This is a genomic window from Filimonas effusa, assembly GCF_004118675.1.
Classification (GTDB): domain Bacteria; phylum Bacteroidota; class Bacteroidia; order Chitinophagales; family Chitinophagaceae; genus Filimonas; species Filimonas effusa.
Genome location: NZ_SDHZ01000001.1, coordinates 444,908 through 462,493 on the forward strand (window position 1 = coordinate 444,908; position 17,586 = coordinate 462,493).

A 17,586-nucleotide genomic window follows, 5' to 3' on the forward strand; every position below is an offset into this window, starting at 1 on the left:
TCATTTTTGTGGTTCACAATCGAAAACTTCTAAAAAGAGGCATTAAGCCCGAATGTATAAACTGCCGTTAACGGGTAGAACTGTGATCCGTCACCTGTAGACATCGTCATCTCAGGATCCCATCCTTTGTAGAAGGAATTCACGGAGAACAGGTTTTGTCCGCTGAAATAAAACCTGAGTCTCGATATTTTAGCTTTGTTTGTGATAGATGCAGGTAATGTATAGCCAACCTGAAGGCTTTTCACACGCAGGAAACTGGCATCTCGATTCCAGTAAGTAGAAGTCATAATGGTACCGCTTCCCTGGTTGAGGCTTGTTAACTTGGGATACTCCGCATTGGCATTCGGATTTTCCGTTGTCCAGCGGTTGTCGGCCTGCCACCTTTGAATCTGGCCGCCATTATAAAAGGCAAAAGCTGCATAGGATCCAATCTGTTTCTGATAACCACCCAGCCCTTGTGCCAGCATATAAAAATCAAATGCTTTGTAAGAAGCCGTGAGCGTGATACCATAGGTGTACTTGGGTACAGTGTTCCCAATGACCTTGCGGTCATAAGTGGCATCTACTATACCATCGGGAACGCCATTAGGACCACTGATATCTTTATAACGTACGAATCCGGGTTCAGCATTATAAGGCTGCGTGGGGTATTTCGAAATATCTGTCTGATCAACAAACAGGCCATCGGCAACAAAGCCATAGATAACGCCTATAGGTTGGCCAACAAACAGCCCACTGCTTATATTTTCTGTAAGTCCGTTCGCCAGTGAAGTGATCCTGTTCCTGGTATAGGAGAAGTTGGGTGCTACACCAAAATTGAATTTGCCTATAGATTCGTTATAGTTAAGCGCAGCTTCAAATCCTTTGTTGTTTACAGAACCTATGTTAACAGGTGAGGTAGATAAACCTAATACGGATGATGTAGCTACGGTATAAAGCACACCCGTTGTATTCTTGTTGAAATAGTCCAGCGTAAGCCCAAGCTTGCCTTTCAGGATGGTCATATCCATACCCACGTTGGTAGTAGTGGTGGTTTCCCAGGTGATTTCCGAGTTGCTGAGCCTTGTTGTGGCTGCACCGGAACTTAATACGCCGCCGAACGGATAATTTTGACCCAGGCTTACGAGATTCTGGTAGGGATAGGTGCCCACGTTCTGGTTGCCCAGTTTACCCCATGACGCTCTTAGTTTCAGGTTGTCGATCCAAAGCACGTTGTGTTTGATAAATGACTCTTCTGAAATACGCCATCCTGCAGAAAAGGATGGGAAATACCCCCATCTGCCTGCCGCAGGGAAACGGGATGTCCCGTCTGCCCGCAGGTTTGCTTCGAATAAATATCTTTCTTTAAAAGAATAGTTCAATCTGCCGAAATATGAACGCATCGACCAGGCTGAAGCGGAACCACCATTGGTCATGCCTGTTGCAGAGCCGGCATTCAATTCATATAATAACGCTGTAGGAAAATCTTTCCGGAAGCCGTTCATATACCAGTCATTGTATTTTTCTTCAGATACACCTGCCAGTACGGTAAAATGATGATCTCTTATTGTATTGGTATAGGTTGCCAGCGATTGCAGCGTTACCTGTGTTCCCTGGTTCGAGGAAACGGAAAGATTGTTAGGACCTACATATTTATTGGCGTCGAACTGGAAGTCAGCAGCATAGTCCCTGCTATAGCCGCTCCAGAAATTGTAGCCTGCCTTACCGCTTAACGTAAAACCCTTGAAAGGCTGCCAGGCAAGCTCGCCACCTCCCAGAAAGTATTTACTGCTGCCACTATAAAAAGAATTACTGGCCAGCCAGGCTTCAGGGCTGTAGTTGTCCTGGTAGCCATAGGTGCCGTCCGACTTTCTGCCGGCATAAACAGGACCCTCACGCAATGCAAAGTTGATCATGCTGTTCATGCCGCCGTCATATTGCCTGGGAGAGGTCTGGGAGGCGGTATAGCCGTTCAAACTTACTTTGAGTGTAAGATTGTCTGTGATCTTTCCATCATCATTCAGCATAAAATTATAGCGATCGTAACTGTTTTTGGTAACGATACCTTCCTGTTTCAGATAACTTACAGAGAACAGGTATTTGTTTTTTTCGTTACCACCCATAAAACTAAGGTTATGGCTGGTCTGAAATCCTGATCCGGATGTAACAAGATTCTTGTAGTGCGGTACATCTGGAAAGTTATCGGGGTCAGATTGATTCCTGAATTTTTCTATATCTGCCGCACTGTAAGCAGCGGAACTTCCCGCGTTTTTATTGGCTTCATTTCTTAGGGTGGCATACTCCCAGGAAGGCAGGAATTCGGGTAGGTTGGTGGCTTTTTGCCAGCCCGCATAACCGGAATAGGTTGTCTGTAGTTTCCCGGTTTTGCCTCTCTTCGTTTCAATTAAAACAACGCCGTTTGCAGCTCTGCTGCCATAAATGGAGGCCGATGCTGCATCTTTCAGAACGGTAACGCTGGCGATGTTATTCGGATCTACATCGTTAATGGAAGTAGCAAGGCCATCAACAAGTACAAGAGGGCCGCCGCCTGCACCAAAGGAACCAATGCCTCGTATGGTAATATCTGCACCATTGTTGCCGGGTTGTCCGGAACCTTGCGATACCACAATCCCGGGAGCCAGCCCGGCAATTGCCTGCGACGCTTGCGTAACGGGTCTGTTCTCTATATCCTTGGAAGATACGGTGGCTACAGAACCCGTAAGGTTCACTTTTTTCTGTGTGCCGTATCCTACCACTATTACTTCATTCAGATTGCTAACGGTGGCTTCCATTGAAACTCTATAGTTTGTTTCGCTGGTAACAGGAACTTCTTTGACAGCATACCCTACGGCTGTAATGACCAGTACGGTTTCCTTTTCCGTTATATTAATGGAAAAACTGCCGTCGTCACTGGTAATAGTACCTGCAGTAGTGCTTCCTTTGGGAACAACAGAAGCACCGCTCAATGGCTTGTTATCTGCACTAAATACCGTTCCTTTTAAAGTTCTCCTCGCAGGAGATTGGTTGAATGCTTTTATACTGCCGCTGAAAAGAATGGCAGTAAGCAGGAAAACTCTTATAAAAGCAGCATTTGCAATTTTGGCAAGCATAAGATTTTAATTGGAGAGTTATCAAATGGCAAAAGTTGAAACAGTTTCCGGGAATGCTGAAAATCTGTTATACATTTCTTGTCCGGAAAATTGTAACTAGTCTTTCTTTAAATTATTACGGACACACCTAAACTGGTCCGTAATAGGGTACGGTTTTACTGATTTAGTCCCTGGTCAATTCAATGACTTTGGGTAAATGATTGATTTTGTTTGATGTTGGTGGCAAATGTCGGATGACAAAGCCCTCTGGGAACTCTGTTTGATAAGTAGGCATGATTTCAATCGTTTCTACAAAACTAGAAAAACGGTTGTTGCAGAAAATTGCATAGATTCGACTTTGTATTATACAAATCCGACTTTATAGATTATGGGCAGAAGAATTGTCAACCATTCTTTTATCTTATTGAACGTAGATTACGTGAGGCTGGGAGAGGCCTGGAATTATAAGAATGTATTGAGTCCGTATTACCGGATGTATTATATAGATGAAGGTGCCGGCTCTTTATCCGATCAGCATCATGCCCTTCAACTGGAGCCCGGTTTTATGTACCTGATCCCAGGTTTTACGCTTTGTAATCTCCAGTGCCCGGAATACATGAGGCAATATTTTATTCATTTTTTTGAGGATGCTTTAAATGGTATTTCCCTTTTTCATAACAGGCGTACCATTATCAAAGTACAGGCCTCTCCGCATGATGCGGCTAATTATAAGCGGCTGCTTGAAATTAATCCGTTTCGAAAGATTAACCGATCCGATAATCCTAAGGTCTATGAAAAGAATATCTATTATCAGGAATATGAAGACCTGAATAATAAGCAGGAATATGGATTGTTTATGGAAACGCAGGGAATACTGCTTCAGCTGGTATCCAGGTTTGTGGTTCCTGAACAACTGCAACATGACGATAACGGCAATATTCCGTCGCGTGTCGTTGATTTGCTGGGCTATATACAGCTGAATCTCGGTAAGCAGCTAACGGTGAGTATGCTGGCAAAAATGGTCAATCTTCATCCGGATCATTTATCAAGGCTTTTCCTGAAGTTAACAGGGGAAAGACCTTTGACTTATATCCATACCAAAAGAATTGAACGGGCGCAATACCTGATGGTAACTACAGATTTATCACTTTCCCAGATCAGTGAGGCCACAGGGTTCGATACACTCCCGCATTTCATTAAGGTCTTTAAAAAAGTAACCAGCCTCACTCCCGGAAAGTATAAAGAACAGCATCATAATGCCTACTTGTAATAATAAAAAGGCTTGGTAACATAAAAAAAGAAGGTGTATCCGTAAAAGATACACCTTCTTTTTTATCTCCTGCACGCAGGTATGTCTTCTTAAAATTTGATAACTACTTTTTTGCCGCTATAAGTAATTTCCTTTTCCGCCTGACCATTGCTCATGCCCATACCAACGCCAGGTTTGGCAATCACGAAGCGGAATTTCCTTTCATTCAGCATACCGTTAAAACTACCATTCCGGTCTCCGATGGTAAGTGTTTTACGGGTGTTGTCCCAATTGAAGCTGATAGTAGTAAAAGCCCCCTTTTCGTAATTATAATTGTCGTTTTCATCCTCGTAAAGTGTAAATGTACCATCGGCGCCTTTGTAAATCCGAAAAGTGAGCTCGTCCCATTTCTTTTCAGTAGCGTATTGTACGTCCGGACCAATGGGAAGGATGCTGCCTGCTTTTACATACAGTGGAATCATATCCAGGGTCGTATTCTGAAGACCGGTTTCTCCTCCCTGAATTTGCTGATTGGTCCAGAAATCATACCACGACGTGCCGCCGGGTAAATATACTTCTGTTGTTCTCGTTTGGGTGAAATCCACAATATTGTTTTTGGAAGGATCTTTTGAATCCTTTTTATTCCATCCCGATTCTGCATCTGTCTTTACTATCGTTTCCGGCGTATACTGCGCCTTTACAATAGGTGCTACAAGAATAGACTTGCCGAACATGTATTCGTTGTTGATATCCTGTACATTCTTATCATTGAAATCCATTGCCAGTGCGCGCATAAAGCTGGATTGCTGATTGGTAACTGTCCAGGCAGTAGAGTAGATATAAGGCAGCAGAAGGTAGCGGAGATGGATTGCTTTTTCTATAGCGTCATAAACCGGCTCTCCTTTCTTACCAAATTGATAGATCTCCCTGGGCACATCAGTCCCATGCGAACGCATCATAGGTGTGAATGCCCCAAATTGCGCCCAACGGGTATACAACTCCTGGAAAAGAGGGTTCCGCGCGCCGGAGCCATCATTCCAGCTTCTGTTATAGGCACCCGCAAAGAAACCTCCGATATCGCTGTTCCAGTAAGGGATACCGGTAAGGGTAAAGTTCAAACCGGCAGGGATTTGGTTACGCAGCGATTGCCAGGAAGAATTGACATCACCAGACCAGGTATTGGAACCATAACGTTGCTGGCCTGCAAACGCAGATCTTGTCAGGATATATACTCTTTTGTCCGAACTGGTTTGCCTTTGATTTTGTGCTACACCACCCACTGTCATCAACGGGAAGGCATTACGTACTTTCCGGAAAGAACCGAGATAGGTCTTCTCGTCTAAATCTGAAGGCTTGAATGATAAATGATCCGGCTCCGATGAATCCATCCACCAGGCATCAATACCCAATGAGAACAGTCCTTTTTTCAGGTACTTCCAGTAAATGGCCCGTGCTTCAGGATTATAAGGATCATAAGGTTTTACTCCCGATGGATAATTCATATCCGGTGGCCATTTTTCAAGGCCCGATTGTGGCCATGTTTCGAAGTTCAGTAGCATTTTCTTAGGTTCCATCTCCCGGTATTGCAAGGTATGCGGCCCAAAGGAATTCCAGATGGAAATAGCGAGGTGTGCATGCTGATCATGTATATCCCCAATCATCTTCCGCGGATTAGGAAACTCTGGATTCAGGAAATCCATCGCATTCCATAAATAGTTATTACCCCAGTATTGCCAGTCTTGAATAATCCCATCCAGCGGCACTCCCAGCTCGCGGTACTTTTTTACCACTCCCACCAGTTCATCCTGTGTTTTATAGCGCTCCTTACTCTGCCAGAAACCATATGTCCATAATGGAAACATGGGTACCTGGCCTGTAAGGTCGCGCATACAGGCTATCGTTCCGTCAATATTACCGCCGTACATAAAGTAATAATCAATACAATCTCCTACATCCGATTTAAAGGATGTTCCTTCGGGTTTATCTTCAAAGGCAGTAGGAGAGTAGTTGTCCCAGAACAGGCCATAACCTTTTGTTGAAACGAAAAAGGGTACATAGTCGTCTGTATTACCCTGTATCATATTCAGCTTTACATTACGTTGCGACAGCTTCCCGCTTTGCTGCTGGCCGAGGCCATAAATGGCTTCTTCTTTTTCAAGTGAGAATGTTTGCTCAACTGTATAAGTTGCATTTCCGGCATCATTAAAGCTGGTAAAAGTGCCGGCTGCTTTTTCAGGAAGCAGCGCCAGGTTCGATGCTGTAGTAAAAGTGATTGTTGCTGTTTTGAGATTCAAATCAACTTTTATTTTCCCGGTTGCCAGTGAAACATTATCGCCTTTTTGTTTGCTCGTAAAAGCTGTTTTCTCAGGTTGTTTTATAACTGACAAACTTTCTTTTATAACTGTTTTGCCTGCTGGCGACTTTATTATCCGCACCAGCGAAGGGGTATATAAACGGATGCTGATCTCTGTCCCGTTCACAGTGGCTTTAATACCGCCATCGTCTTTTGTAAATGACTGTGCCTGGCTTAGCTGTAACTGAAAAACCAGTAGCAATAACACTAAACATTTCTTTCTCATCATAATTTCTATTTGTTAAGTGGTGTTAGTTTATATAGTCCTGCGCCGTGTTGGGGTAACTCGCGGCTGAAGGTTCCTTGGAATATCCCGATATCTTTGCCCGTCCACAGATCCTGGACCTTTACTTTGCCTTTAATGCCAATGGAATCTAACGTTACGCTCACGAGGGCTTTGTCTGGTATATTGGCAGGGCCTTTATCCGCCAGCGCCCCAAATACAACTGATCCTTGTTCCTGCATAACAACGCCGGTAGCTGAAAAAGAATCATATCCCTCGGGTAGCTCATAGATAATATCGGATACTGCCTTGGTGCCAATGCCTTCAACTTCTTTGCCGTCTATCATTAGTGGCTTGTTGTCGCAGGTGCAGTTTACACGTGCTTGCCCCCAGCTTGCGGAACCAAAGAGCCATTTCAATTCCGTTAGTTTAAGGTCTCCTTTAGGACCATGAAGTACCGGGTTTATCCATGCTGCATCGGTAAATGTCAAACCGACGCCATTTTGCACAAAAAGCACGAGCTTCTTTGCATTTTTAACAGAGATCTCTACTTTGTGTGAATTTCCTTTTCCCGCTATCACAGGACTGGCGTAGTCGGCATTATAGAAGTCTATATTGTCGCCTACGCTTTGTGCGTTGAAAAGTGCAACATATTTATCTTTGCTTTTAGGTACGTCCGCCGTCCAGACTACAAGGTTTTGATTGCGGTATACCTGGCGATTGTTGATACTTTCCTGGTTTACGCTAAGAACCTCCCGGTTGGTAAGCATTTTCTTTGTGAACGTATCCAGTTGGGTCATATCGCCGCCGAAGATCAACGGAGAGCGTGCAATGGACCATAAGCTCATTAAGGTATATTGCTCGTCCTGCGTAAAATTGGTTGGCCGTTTGAAATCAATAATGCCTATGGGAAGCATATCTGCATCAGGAAAATGTCCTGAACCCCGATAGGGTGTCCACGCATTCAGGCGTTCAAACATGGCGCGCAGTGAATACCATGTGTCCCATAAATCATCTGTAATGCGCCACATGTTCGCATGGTTCATTACATGCTCACCCGCTGATACCGGCGTTGCTCCCGGAGATAAACTAAGCACAATGGGCCGCCCGGTTTTATCTATCGCCGAACGGATAGCTTCTATTTCCGCTTGTTGCACATCGTTGTACGGGCGTGATATATCATCCACCTTAATGAAATCTACGCCCCATCCGGCATACATTTCAATGATGGAATTGTAATAGGCTTTCCCCTCAGGTTTGGTGGCATCTACGCCATACATATCCGGATTCCATGGACAGATAGAACGCCTTAAAGCTATATCCTGGGCGCCCACATTTGTGCCCATAACAGGTGTGTTTTTCTCCACCGCCTGGCGCGGTATGCCGCGCATGATATGGATCCCGAATTTTAAACCCTTTGAATGAACATAATCAGCAAGTGGTTTAAAACCCTTGCCATCGGCCGCAGACGGAAATTTTTTCAATCCTGGCGTTAACCGCCCGTAATCATCCATCGTAAGGATTGCTTTGGGATTATAGGCATGCCCGCCTGACGATGGCTCATACCATTGAATATCCACCGTGAGGTAGTTGTATCCATAAGGTAGTAAATGTTTCGCCATGGCGTCAGCCTGTTCTTTTACCTGCTGTTCGGTTACTGTGGTGCCGAAGATATCCCAGCTGTTCCATCCGAGCGTTGGCTTAGGGGCATATTGCAGGAACCGGGAAGACGATTGCGCAATCGCGCTCGTGAATCCAAGGAAAATTCCTATCACCCCAAAACTGATATGTTTTAATCGCATTTTGTAAGATGTTTGGGTTATTGGTTAGTTGATCATTTGCCACCAGTCAAAATCAAAGAGCTCGCCCTCTCCGCCTTTAAAAACCAGCACGATATCATGTACGCCCTTTTGACGGGCGAGTTTGCTCTTGACATTTATCCATTGAGGAGGGAAGCCCTTATCAATCCGGCAGGTGCCAAGCAATTGCCCCTGTAAACTATCCAGCCGGATCTCTATGTTGCCGCCTGCTTTGGGTGCCACCCTGGCTTTAAATGAGGCAGGCCCCTTTTTAAGGTCTGCACCTTTAATAATAAGATAGTCGCCATTATTGATATCTGTTACATATACATTCCCTGTACTGCTGTCTTTATTGGTTTTCAGACCGGCAGACCAGGCGATGGTTTCTGCCTCTGTAAGTTTGTAGGGATCGAGCGTACCAATTTGCCGGATGCCTTCCTCACGCCACCAGGGAAGTTCCGGTATGGTGCCATCAGGATTATAACTAAATTCTTCCACGCATACAGAACGCCTTTCATGGTGCTTTTCTGTCAGCATGAAGTTGATCCGGAAGTTAAATCCAAAGACATATGACTTCCCTTTGTAGTCAATAATACCCGGATGGTTACCTGTCGATTTCCCATTTGGCTTCATAATGTATCCTTTAAATTCCCATGGACCAGCGGGACTGTTGCTCATAGCATAGCCTATGCCTTCGGGACAGCAGGTAGAAGCATAAGCCATATAATACTTCCCGTTACGCTTATAAGCCCACGGACCTTCCTGGTAATGAAAAGGATCTTTCTGATCTTTTATTTTGGCAAAACTGGAGTCTTTAATAATGGGACCCGCCAACGAAATCATGTCTTTGTTTAGTTTTACATACCAGAGATTAGGATTACCCCAGTATAAATAAGCTTGTCCATCGTCGTCTATGAATACGGTGGGGTCTATGCTATCGTATTTATCGCCGATCAGCGGGTGCCCCAGCGGATCAACGAACGGCCCGCGCGGGTTGTCTGCCACTAACACGCCAATTCCCCTGCCCTGAACAGGGCAGTATAGATAAAACTTCCCGTCTCGTTCAATAGTTTGAGGGGCCCATGCACCATTATCGAAACCGCCCCAGCCGGTAATGGCCTTGTCCGCCCATTTAAAATTTCTCAGAGAAGCTACCGGGCCGTGATCCGTCCAGTTTACCATATCCGTCGAAGTGTAACAAAGCCAGTCGCGCATCAGGAATCTGCCCTGGCCGGGAGGCGCATCATCTTCATCATGGCTGGTATAAAGGAAAACGGTGTCTTTATAAACCATGGGAGCCGGATCGGCAGTAAACTTTGTTTGAATAATCGGATTTTGACTATTGGCTGTGCCGCATAGTAAGGTGGCTGCTATTATTGTTGCCAGTTTCTGTTTCATAACAATGATCAATGTTTTATCTGATTAGTTTTTAGGAGTTGACTTTCTTGCACCATGCCGGATCTCTGCCGCTCCAATTGGTTCCGGAAATTTCGTAACTGATTGGAACGGGGCGCATCGCCTTTTCCGTTAAAACAGGATAAAGAAGGATGGCTCGGATACCCAATTCCTGGTAGGCAAGAAGTGCGTGATTTCTGATAATTTTCATATGACAATAACTGCGGAATGAGAAATAGAATCGGGAATGAAAGTAAAATTATTGGGGCAGCAGGCCTGATAATTTTGTTGAATCATTTGTCACATATGTTGATTTTTTGCAGTCATTGTAATTAATTATCAATTACTTAGGGGGCGGCGCCTTATTCACGCTACGCAGCATGCCATTAAAACCTCCGTTCGGTCGCGAAGGACGATCAGTTAATAGAAACATAACATTAACCGCCCTTCTCGCCCATACTTTCCGCTTCCCGGCGCTCTATCTTTGTTCATAAACACGAAGCATGCTGAAATCCAGTCAGTTTGGAAAAGATTTTTTGTGGGGGGTGGCCATCGCAGCACAGCAGAACGAAGGTGCCTATAACATTGACGGCCGTGGATTGTCTATCTGGGATGCTTTCTCGCGCCGCCAGGGCAAGATCAAAGGCGGCCATAAACCATATGACGCCTGCGACTTCTATTATCGCTATAAAGATGACCTCCTGCTCACCAAAGCCCTGGGTTTTAATGTTTTCCGTTTCTCCATTGCCTGGTCACGCATCCTGCCCGATGGCACCGGTAAAGTAAATAAGGAAGGTATCAACTTCTATAACAAAGTCATCGACGAATGCCTCAAGCTGGGATTAAAACCCTTTGTAACCCTTTACCATTGGGATTTGCCCTACGCCCTTGAAAAGGAGGGAGGCTGGACCAGTCACCGCATGACACGCTGGTTTACCCGCTATGCAACAGTTTGTGCCGAAGCTTTTGGCGACAGGGTAAAAGATTGGATCATCCTCAACGAACCCATGGGCTTTACCTCCCTGGGTTATATGCTCGGGAAACACGCGCCGGGTAAAACAGGCATGAGTAACTTCCTGCCGGCAATTCATAATGCCGTCCTTTGCCAGGCCGATGGCGGGAGGGTCATCCGCGACCTGGTTCCCAAAGCATATATCGGCACCACTTTCTCCTGCTCCGAAGTAATACCCCATACCGATAGAGACCTCGATGTACAGGCCGCTAAAAGAATGGATATTCTGCTGAATCGCCTCTTCATAGAACCTGCCCTCGGAAGAGGATATCCGAAAGACGATTTTAAATTCCTCGAAAAACTCGAGATCTATACCAAAGCCTGGAAGTTCACCGATCGCATGCGCTTTAATTTCGACTTCATAGGCCTGCAGAACTATTTCCCGGTAACGATCCGTCATAATTCTATTATGCCCATTATACAGGCTTCGGAAGTAAAAGCCGCCACCAGGAAAGTGCCGCATACGGCAATGGGATGGGAGATCAATGGTGAAAGTTTCTACAGGATCATTAAGAAATTCTGGCACTACGGTTCAGTAAAAGAGATCATCATCTCCGAAAACGGCGCCTGCTTTAAAGATGAAGTGGTTGATGGCGTAGTCAACGATACCGCCCGTATCGCCTATTTCGAAGAATACCTGAAAGCCATGCACAAAGCCAAACACGAAGGCGTCAATATCAAAGGTTATATGGCTTGGACACTAATGGATAACTTTGAATGGTCCGAAGGATACAAAGCACGCTTTGGCTTAATTCATGTCGACTTTGAAACCCAGTTACGTACCATCAAAAACTCTGGTTACTGGTTCCGTGATTTCCTGCAGAAGTAAAGCAAAAGAAGCGCTAGAAAATACTATTGTTGTCGTCATTGTTCAGTTGTATGATCCCGGGAGCTTTAATATAGGTACTGTTATACCTGAAATTAAGGCTGCTGTTGATCATGATCTTGAATTGGCTGGTATAGGGCAGTGTCTTCGGATAATAAACCCCGCGTAATTCTATCGTTCCAAATACAAAGTTCTCGTTCCGGGTTCTTACACCGCCACCTATAAAATAGTATAGCTCCGATTTTTTAAGATCACGCGCTTCGGGCGTCAACAGCGAGGCATCGCCGAAAAAGAATGGCGCAAACTTGAAACCGAAGAATTTATAAGGCAGAAAGAAAAACGTTTCAGAGTGTACGCTGAAACGTTTGTTACCCAATATGGAGTCGGAGCTGAAATAACGGATGCCGAAAGCATTGTCGATACGTAATGGATCTATAGCTACACGGTTGAACTGCCTGGTGGCGCTAAACCGGAAATACTGCCGCATCCGTACCTTGCGTACATCCATCAGCCTGCTGAAAAAACTGGCCCCCGCCAGCATGCTGGCATCCTCGAACTTGCCATCCTTGATAAAACCGCCCGTGCGAAGGAAATACTGGATGATATGCCCGGTTTTACTAACAATATACCGGTTGGCATCTATGCCGGCATAAGGCCTCGATAACCCCTTCTGCTTATACCAGCCACCCGTCAAAGCAATATTATAGCCGTACGGAACGTCCTCCGTTAAACCAAAGCCATACAGGTAGTTGGTTTTATAGAAGTTCTGCCGGAAAAAAGTATAAGAGGCAAGGAGGGCTTCCTTGCTGTTAAAACGCTCATCGTATTTATCGCCTATTTGTTTAGGTACTTCCGAAAAAGGTATATTCATATAACGGACACCTACAAACTGGCGGTCATATTCTCTCGATCCTGTTCGCAGGTTATAACCAATCCAGCCGTCTACAATATTGTACCGGTAGCCATAGAACAAACTGTCTGGCTGATTGTAGTTGTTGAGCGACTGATAGTTGCCTATGGATAATGCTCCCGAAACATGCGCGAACTGGGAATAAAGAGGACGGTCGAACTGTATGCGCCATCCATGCTCATTCTGGCGCCCGTCACGTATATTATTATTGATGTCCGAATAAGTGAGTGAACCGTTGATGAATGTATTCGCAATATTGCTCTTCATATACTGAAACTCAAAACCACTACCCGGTGTACGCTCCGTTTCGAACAGGGTGCTGACGGTAATTCGCTGTCCCATCCCAAACGCGTTGGCGTCACCTATCTTGCCGCGGAAGCGCCCCGGGCTGGCATCATTTACCTCGAATTGTATCGTAAACAGGTCCTTGGTGATAACTTCCACGTCAACAGAATCCTCGTAGCCTGGTATCTCCTTTATTACAATACGTGCATCCTGCATAAAGTTTAAGGAACGCAGGAATCGTTCGTTATCACCCAGCCGGAAGGGACTAACCTCGTCTCCTTCCTTGATGAACAGGTTGTCACGTATCACCCAGTCTCTCGTATCACGGTGGGTACTGTTCAATAACTTTGTACCTACATAAGAGATCCGGTTCGAAGTGTCCGTGATAGGGCTTTCAAATCCCAGCTGCTTGATATGTATTTTACGGATTATTTTGCCTATATAAGGAATATACGGATCCTCAACCTTTACATTTAATGTGGCCTGCCCGGTATCCGTACCGGCACTGCGTGTAACGGCACCCAGGGTAAAATCAGCAACCTTCTTGAATATATTATCCTTCTTTTTCTTCTTACCCTCCGTGCTGTCCTTGGTGCCAATAGCAGTGCTGCTGTCGCGCTCCTGGCATAATGCCCTCGCGCCGCACAGGCAAAAGAAGAACAGGAAAAACCATATAAACAACGGGGGCCGCACTAACAGTTGGATCTTATTTGTATTTAAGGTAAAAGGATTTTATGGTAATCTGTGTTAAATGATTGCATAATAACACTTTCCGTTGCAATTATCTCGCCGTTTTGTTTTTGTTCCGGAATATGTAGCTTATAATACGTTTTTCTTTCATCTGATGTTACGTTACCGCTACTTTTTTTAACTTTCTGATACAAAAACTTTGGTGGAATCAATTTTCCTGTATTTTTGCCCCATGAAATTACAAATGCACATCCATCATCACCATCATTTCTTACCCCACGGGTAGGCCGGTGTTGCTTGTGCATATCACAATAAAAACATTGAAAGGGCTTACCGCAGGGTAGGCCCTTTTTTTATTCCCTTAACGAATCGAATAACAACAAAACAATATGAGCGCTACAAACACAACTCCGGAAAGGCCCGGCATCAAACTTAAACTGGCTATTCAGAAATCCGGACGCTTACACGACGACTCTATGCGTCTCCTGAAAGAATGTGGCATCGATATCAGTAATGGAGTCAACAAACTTAAAAGCGAAGCAACCAACTTCCCGCTTGAAGTGTTTTTCCTCCGCGACGACGATATTCCCCAATATGTGGAAGACGCAGTAGCCGATATTGGCTTTGTTGGCGAAAACGTAGTCTATGAAAAGAAGAAGAAGGTAGACGTAACCGAACAGCTTGGTTTCGGTAAATGCCGCCTTTCTATCGCCGTACCCAAAGGAGAATCCTATACCGATGCCACCAGTCTCCGTGGCAAACGCATCGCTACCAGTTACCCCGTCCTCGTTCAGGACTTCCTCGATAAGAATAACGTTCAGGCCGAGATTCACGAGATCTCCGGTAGTGTCGAAATCGCTCCAGGCATTGGCCTCGCCAACGCCATCTGCGACCTGGTGAGCAGTGGATCTACGCTCTTCATGAATGGCCTGCAGGAAGTGGAGTCTATTCTTAAATCACAGGCAATTCTCATCAAAAACCAGGACCTCGGCCCCGTACAACAGGCTATCCTCGATAAGCTGCTGTTCCGCATCCAGTCCGTTAAAAAAGCAAAAAATACAAAATACGTCCTGCTCAACGCGCCCAACGACAAGCTCGACGAGATCATCTCCCTGTTACCAGGTATGAAAAGCCCTACAGTGCTTCCCCTGGCAGAACAAGGATGGAGCAGCGTTCACAGCGTGCTTAGCGAAAACGAATTCTGGGACATCATCGAACGCCTCAAAGCCGCAGGCGCACAAGGCATCCTAGTTGTTCCCATCGAAAAAATGATTCTTTAATAAATGAGATAGTAGATGGTAGATAGGCCGATGGTGGAGATGTGTTTTTATTTTCTACCCATAAGCTTCTCTGCCATCGCCTCTGCCATCTGTTATCTGTTATCTGTTATCTGTCATCCATGGACTTATATATAAATCCCGCACAGGAAACCTGGAAAGCAATCCTGCAAAGACCGGTATTCGACGCTTCCGCATTACAGGAGAAAGTGGCCGCAGTACTGAATGAGGTAAAGCTGAATGGCGACCAGGCCCTGAAAAAATATACCGCATTGTTCGACGGTGTCGAACTAAATGAACTGGCTGTAACGCCCGACGAACTCGTGAATGCAGTTCAAAGCTTGCCTGCTGCCTTGAAACAGGCAATCGCAGTAGCCGCTGCCAATATCAAAGCCTTTCACGAAAACCAGCTCGCCGGCTCCGAAGTAATCGAAACTATGCCCGGTATCCGCTGCTGGCGCAAAAGTGTGGGCATCGAAAAGGTAGGACTCTATATCCCCGGAGGTTCTGCGCCGCTATTCTCTACCATCCTCATGTTAGGCATCCCGGCCAATATAGCAGGTTGTAAAGAAATAGTCCTGTGTTCTCCTCCCTCGAAAGAGGGTACATTGAATCCCGCTATTCTATATGCAGCCCAGCTTGTAGGTGTTACCCGCATCTACAAATTAGGAGGAGTACAGGCTATTGCAGCTATGGCTTACGGTACCGAAACGGTACCACAGGTCTATAAGATCTTTGGCCCCGGCAACCAGTACGTTACCTGCGCAAAACAACTGGTACAGCAGCAGGGATTGGCAATCGATATGCCCGCAGGTCCCAGTGAAGTATGTGTCCTGGCCGATAACACAGCTAACCCCGCCTTTATCGCAGCCGACCTTTTGTCACAAGCCGAACATGGTGCCGATAGCCAGGTGTTGCTGGTAACAGATAAAAAAGAATTGGTAACGGAAGTAGAACAGGAGCTGACCCGCCAGTTGGAACAGTTGCCACGCCGCGACATCGCCGCCAAAGCATTGGAAAACAGCAAAGCCATAGTAATGCCTTCGATCGAAGAAGCAATTGCCCTGGTTAACGAATACGCTGCTGAACATCTCATCATAGCGTGTGAGAACGAAGAAGCCATAGCAGAACGTATTTCCAATGCAGGTTCCGTATTCCTGGGTAACTATGCCCCGGAAAGCGTGGGCGACTATGCCAGCGGTACCAACCATACCCTGCCTACCAACGGCTTTGCCCGCTCTTATAGCGGCGTAAGTGTAGATAGTTTCGTGAAAAAGATCACGTATCAGAAATTATCTCCCGAAGGTTTACAGCGTATTGCCGGTACCGTTACCACCATGGCCGAAGCCGAAGGCCTCCAGGCCCACGCCAACGCAGTAACCATCCGTTTATAATAAATTGATTCAGCAACCCGTAACGTTTATATATGTTCAACTTAGATGCGCTTACCCGCAACAACATAAAAACATTGGCGCCTTACTCCTCCGCAAGAGATGAATTCTCCGGCGAAGCAAAGGTATTCCTCGATGCTAATGAAAACAGCCTCGGCTCCCCACTGATGAAATGGTATAATAGATACCCCGATCCACACCAGGTAAAGCTGAAACAGGCCATCGCCAAAGTAAAATCGGCGCAAACAAACCAGATCTTCCTGGGCAATGGTAGCGATGAATGTATCGACCTGCTGTATCGCTGCTTCTGCGAACCCGGTAAAGACAATGTGATCATTTGCCCGCCTACCTACGGCATGTACGAGGTAAGCGCCAATATCAATAACGTCGAAGTCCGTAAAGCGCCGCTGCTCGACGATTTTCAGCTCGACCTGGTTCACCTCGAAAGCCTCGCCGATGCCAATACAAAACTCATCTGGATCTGCTCTCCCAATAATCCAACCGGCAACTCCCTGAATCGCACCGATATTGAAACCGTACTCAATAATTTCAACGGCCTGGTAGTGGTAGATGAAGCCTATATCAACTTCTCCCGCCAGCGCTCCTGGGTTGGGGAACTCGCAGAATATCCTAACCTGGTAGTATTGCAAACCTTCAGCAAAGCCTGGGGGCTTGCGGGCCTGCGCCTGGGCATGAGCTTCGCTTCCGATGCCATCATTGAAATAATGGATAGGGTGAAACCACCCTATAACATCAACCAGGTAACACAGGAACTCGCCTTGCAGGCCCTGGAAGAAGTAGGACAGGTGAACGATATGATCCGCCTGATCGTGGACATGCGCAACGCCCTGGCCGAAGTGCTGGTACAGATTCCCGGAGTGGAAAAAGTATATGAGTCCGATGCCAACTTCCTCCTTGTAAAGATCAGGGAAGCCAAAAAAGTGTATGAATACCTGCTCACCAAAGGTATCGTTGTACGCGACCGCAGCAACGTAAAGCTTTGCGACGACTGCCTCCGTATTACCATCGGTACTGAACAGGAAAACACGTTGCTGGTCGACGCACTCGGAAGTCTTTATTAACCTTATTTCAATTATTGTAGCTGATA

12 protein-coding genes are annotated in these 17,586 nt (G+C 45.8%); 5 read left to right on the forward strand and 7 right to left on the reverse strand.

From position 1 onward, the window contains the following. Positions 1 to 29: 29 nt before the first annotated feature. Positions 30 to 3,089, reverse strand: a complete 3,060-nt coding sequence (locus tag ESB13_RS01575; protein WP_129001285.1) for a SusC/RagA family TonB-linked outer membrane protein — start codon at positions 3,087 to 3,089, stop codon at positions 30 to 32. A 367-nt stretch (positions 3,090 to 3,456) separates the two neighbouring features. Here ESB13_RS01575 and ESB13_RS01580 point away from each other — a divergent pair, with 367 nt between their 5' ends. After that, entirely contained in the window at positions 3,457 to 4,338 is an 882-nt protein-coding gene (locus ESB13_RS01580) for a helix-turn-helix domain-containing protein (protein ID WP_129001286.1), read from the forward strand. An 89-nt stretch (positions 4,339 to 4,427) separates the two neighbouring features. Here ESB13_RS01580 and ESB13_RS01585 read toward each other — a convergent pair whose 3' ends face one another. Genes ESB13_RS01585 through ESB13_RS23710 form a run of 4 tightly spaced genes read right to left on the reverse strand, consistent with a single transcriptional unit; the run spans position 4,428 to position 10,298 of the window. After that, positions 4,428 to 6,899 carry a glycoside hydrolase family 31 protein gene (locus ESB13_RS01585; protein WP_246022393.1) on the reverse strand — a complete coding sequence of 824 codons (2,472 nt, stop codon included), beginning with the start codon at positions 6,897 to 6,899 and terminating at the stop codon, positions 4,428 to 4,430. A gap of 5 nt (positions 6,900 to 6,904) precedes the next feature. After that, positions 6,905 to 8,695, reverse strand: a complete 1,791-nt coding sequence (locus ESB13_RS01590) for an NPCBM/NEW2 domain-containing protein (protein WP_129001287.1) — start codon at positions 8,693 to 8,695, stop codon at positions 6,905 to 6,907. 24 nt (positions 8,696 to 8,719) lie between these two features. Continuing rightward, positions 8,720 to 10,090 carry a glycoside hydrolase family 43 protein gene (locus ESB13_RS01595; protein WP_129001288.1) on the reverse strand — a complete coding sequence of 457 codons (1,371 nt, stop codon included), beginning with the start codon at positions 10,088 to 10,090 and terminating at the stop codon, positions 8,720 to 8,722. A 31-nt stretch (positions 10,091 to 10,121) separates the two neighbouring features. After that, positions 10,122 to 10,298, reverse strand: coding sequence for a hypothetical protein (locus ESB13_RS23710; RefSeq protein ID WP_164974064.1), 177 nt, complete (start codon positions 10,296 to 10,298; stop codon positions 10,122 to 10,124). Between the two features lie 292 nt (positions 10,299 to 10,590). Here ESB13_RS23710 and ESB13_RS01600 point away from each other — a divergent pair, with 292 nt between their 5' ends. Continuing rightward, entirely contained in the window at positions 10,591 to 11,928 is a 1,338-nt protein-coding gene (locus ESB13_RS01600; protein ID WP_129001289.1) for a GH1 family beta-glucosidase, read from the forward strand. Positions 11,929 to 11,941: 13 nt separating this feature from the next. On the opposite strand, the gene ESB13_RS01605 is transcribed toward ESB13_RS01600, so the two are convergent. Further along, entirely contained in the window at positions 11,942 to 13,801 is a 1,860-nt protein-coding gene (locus tag ESB13_RS01605) for a BamA/TamA family outer membrane protein (protein ID WP_246022394.1), read from the reverse strand. Between the two features lie 35 nt (positions 13,802 to 13,836). Then, positions 13,837 to 14,115, reverse strand: coding sequence for a hypothetical protein (locus tag ESB13_RS01610; RefSeq protein WP_129001290.1), 279 nt, complete (start codon positions 14,113 to 14,115; stop codon positions 13,837 to 13,839). 84 nt (positions 14,116 to 14,199) lie between these two features. On the opposite strand from ESB13_RS01610, the gene hisG reads away from it, so the two are divergent. The 3 genes from hisG (at position 14,200) to hisC (ending at position 17,560) form a co-directional block, all read left to right on the forward strand. Then, positions 14,200 to 15,090, forward strand: coding sequence for an ATP phosphoribosyltransferase (gene hisG / locus ESB13_RS01615; protein ID WP_129001291.1), 891 nt, complete (start codon positions 14,200 to 14,202; stop codon positions 15,088 to 15,090). A 119-nt stretch (positions 15,091 to 15,209) separates the two neighbouring features. Next, positions 15,210 to 16,481 carry a histidinol dehydrogenase gene (gene hisD, locus ESB13_RS01620; RefSeq protein WP_129001292.1) on the forward strand — a complete coding sequence of 424 codons (1,272 nt, stop codon included), beginning with the start codon at positions 15,210 to 15,212 and terminating at the stop codon, positions 16,479 to 16,481. 32 nt (positions 16,482 to 16,513) lie between these two features. Further along, positions 16,514 to 17,560, forward strand: a complete 1,047-nt coding sequence (hisC, locus tag ESB13_RS01625; RefSeq protein ID WP_129001293.1) for a histidinol-phosphate transaminase — start codon at positions 16,514 to 16,516, stop codon at positions 17,558 to 17,560. Positions 17,561 to 17,586: the final 26 nt, after the last annotated feature.

What these genes read in the sequence shown, in the direction of transcription:
- ESB13_RS01575 (WP_129001285.1), bottom strand. Translation starts at nt 3,089, where the DNA reads ATGCTTGCCAAAATTGCAAATGCTGCTTTTATAAGAGTTTTCCTGCTT.
- ESB13_RS01580 (WP_129001286.1), top strand. Translation starts at nt 3,457, where the DNA reads ATGGGCAGAAGAATTGTCAACCATTCTTTTATCTTATTGAACGTAGAT.
- ESB13_RS01585 (WP_246022393.1), bottom strand. Translation starts at nt 6,899, where the DNA reads ATGATGAGAAAGAAATGTTTAGTGTTATTGCTACTGGTTTTTCAGTTA.
- ESB13_RS01590 (WP_129001287.1), bottom strand. Translation starts at nt 8,695, where the DNA reads ATGCGATTAAAACATATCAGTTTTGGGGTGATAGGAATTTTCCTTGGA.
- ESB13_RS01595 (WP_129001288.1), bottom strand. Translation starts at nt 10,090, where the DNA reads ATGAAACAGAAACTGGCAACAATAATAGCAGCCACCTTACTATGCGGC.
- ESB13_RS23710 (WP_164974064.1), bottom strand. Translation starts at nt 10,298, where the DNA reads ATGAAAATTATCAGAAATCACGCACTTCTTGCCTACCAGGAATTGGGT.
- ESB13_RS01600 (WP_129001289.1), top strand. Translation starts at nt 10,591, where the DNA reads ATGCTGAAATCCAGTCAGTTTGGAAAAGATTTTTTGTGGGGGGTGGCC.
- ESB13_RS01610 (WP_129001290.1), bottom strand. Translation starts at nt 14,115, where the DNA reads ATGCACAAGCAACACCGGCCTACCCGTGGGGTAAGAAATGATGGTGAT.
- hisG (WP_129001291.1), top strand. Translation starts at nt 14,200, where the DNA reads ATGAGCGCTACAAACACAACTCCGGAAAGGCCCGGCATCAAACTTAAA.
- hisD (WP_129001292.1), top strand. Translation starts at nt 15,210, where the DNA reads ATGGACTTATATATAAATCCCGCACAGGAAACCTGGAAAGCAATCCTG.
- hisC (WP_129001293.1), top strand. Translation starts at nt 16,514, where the DNA reads ATGTTCAACTTAGATGCGCTTACCCGCAACAACATAAAAACATTGGCG.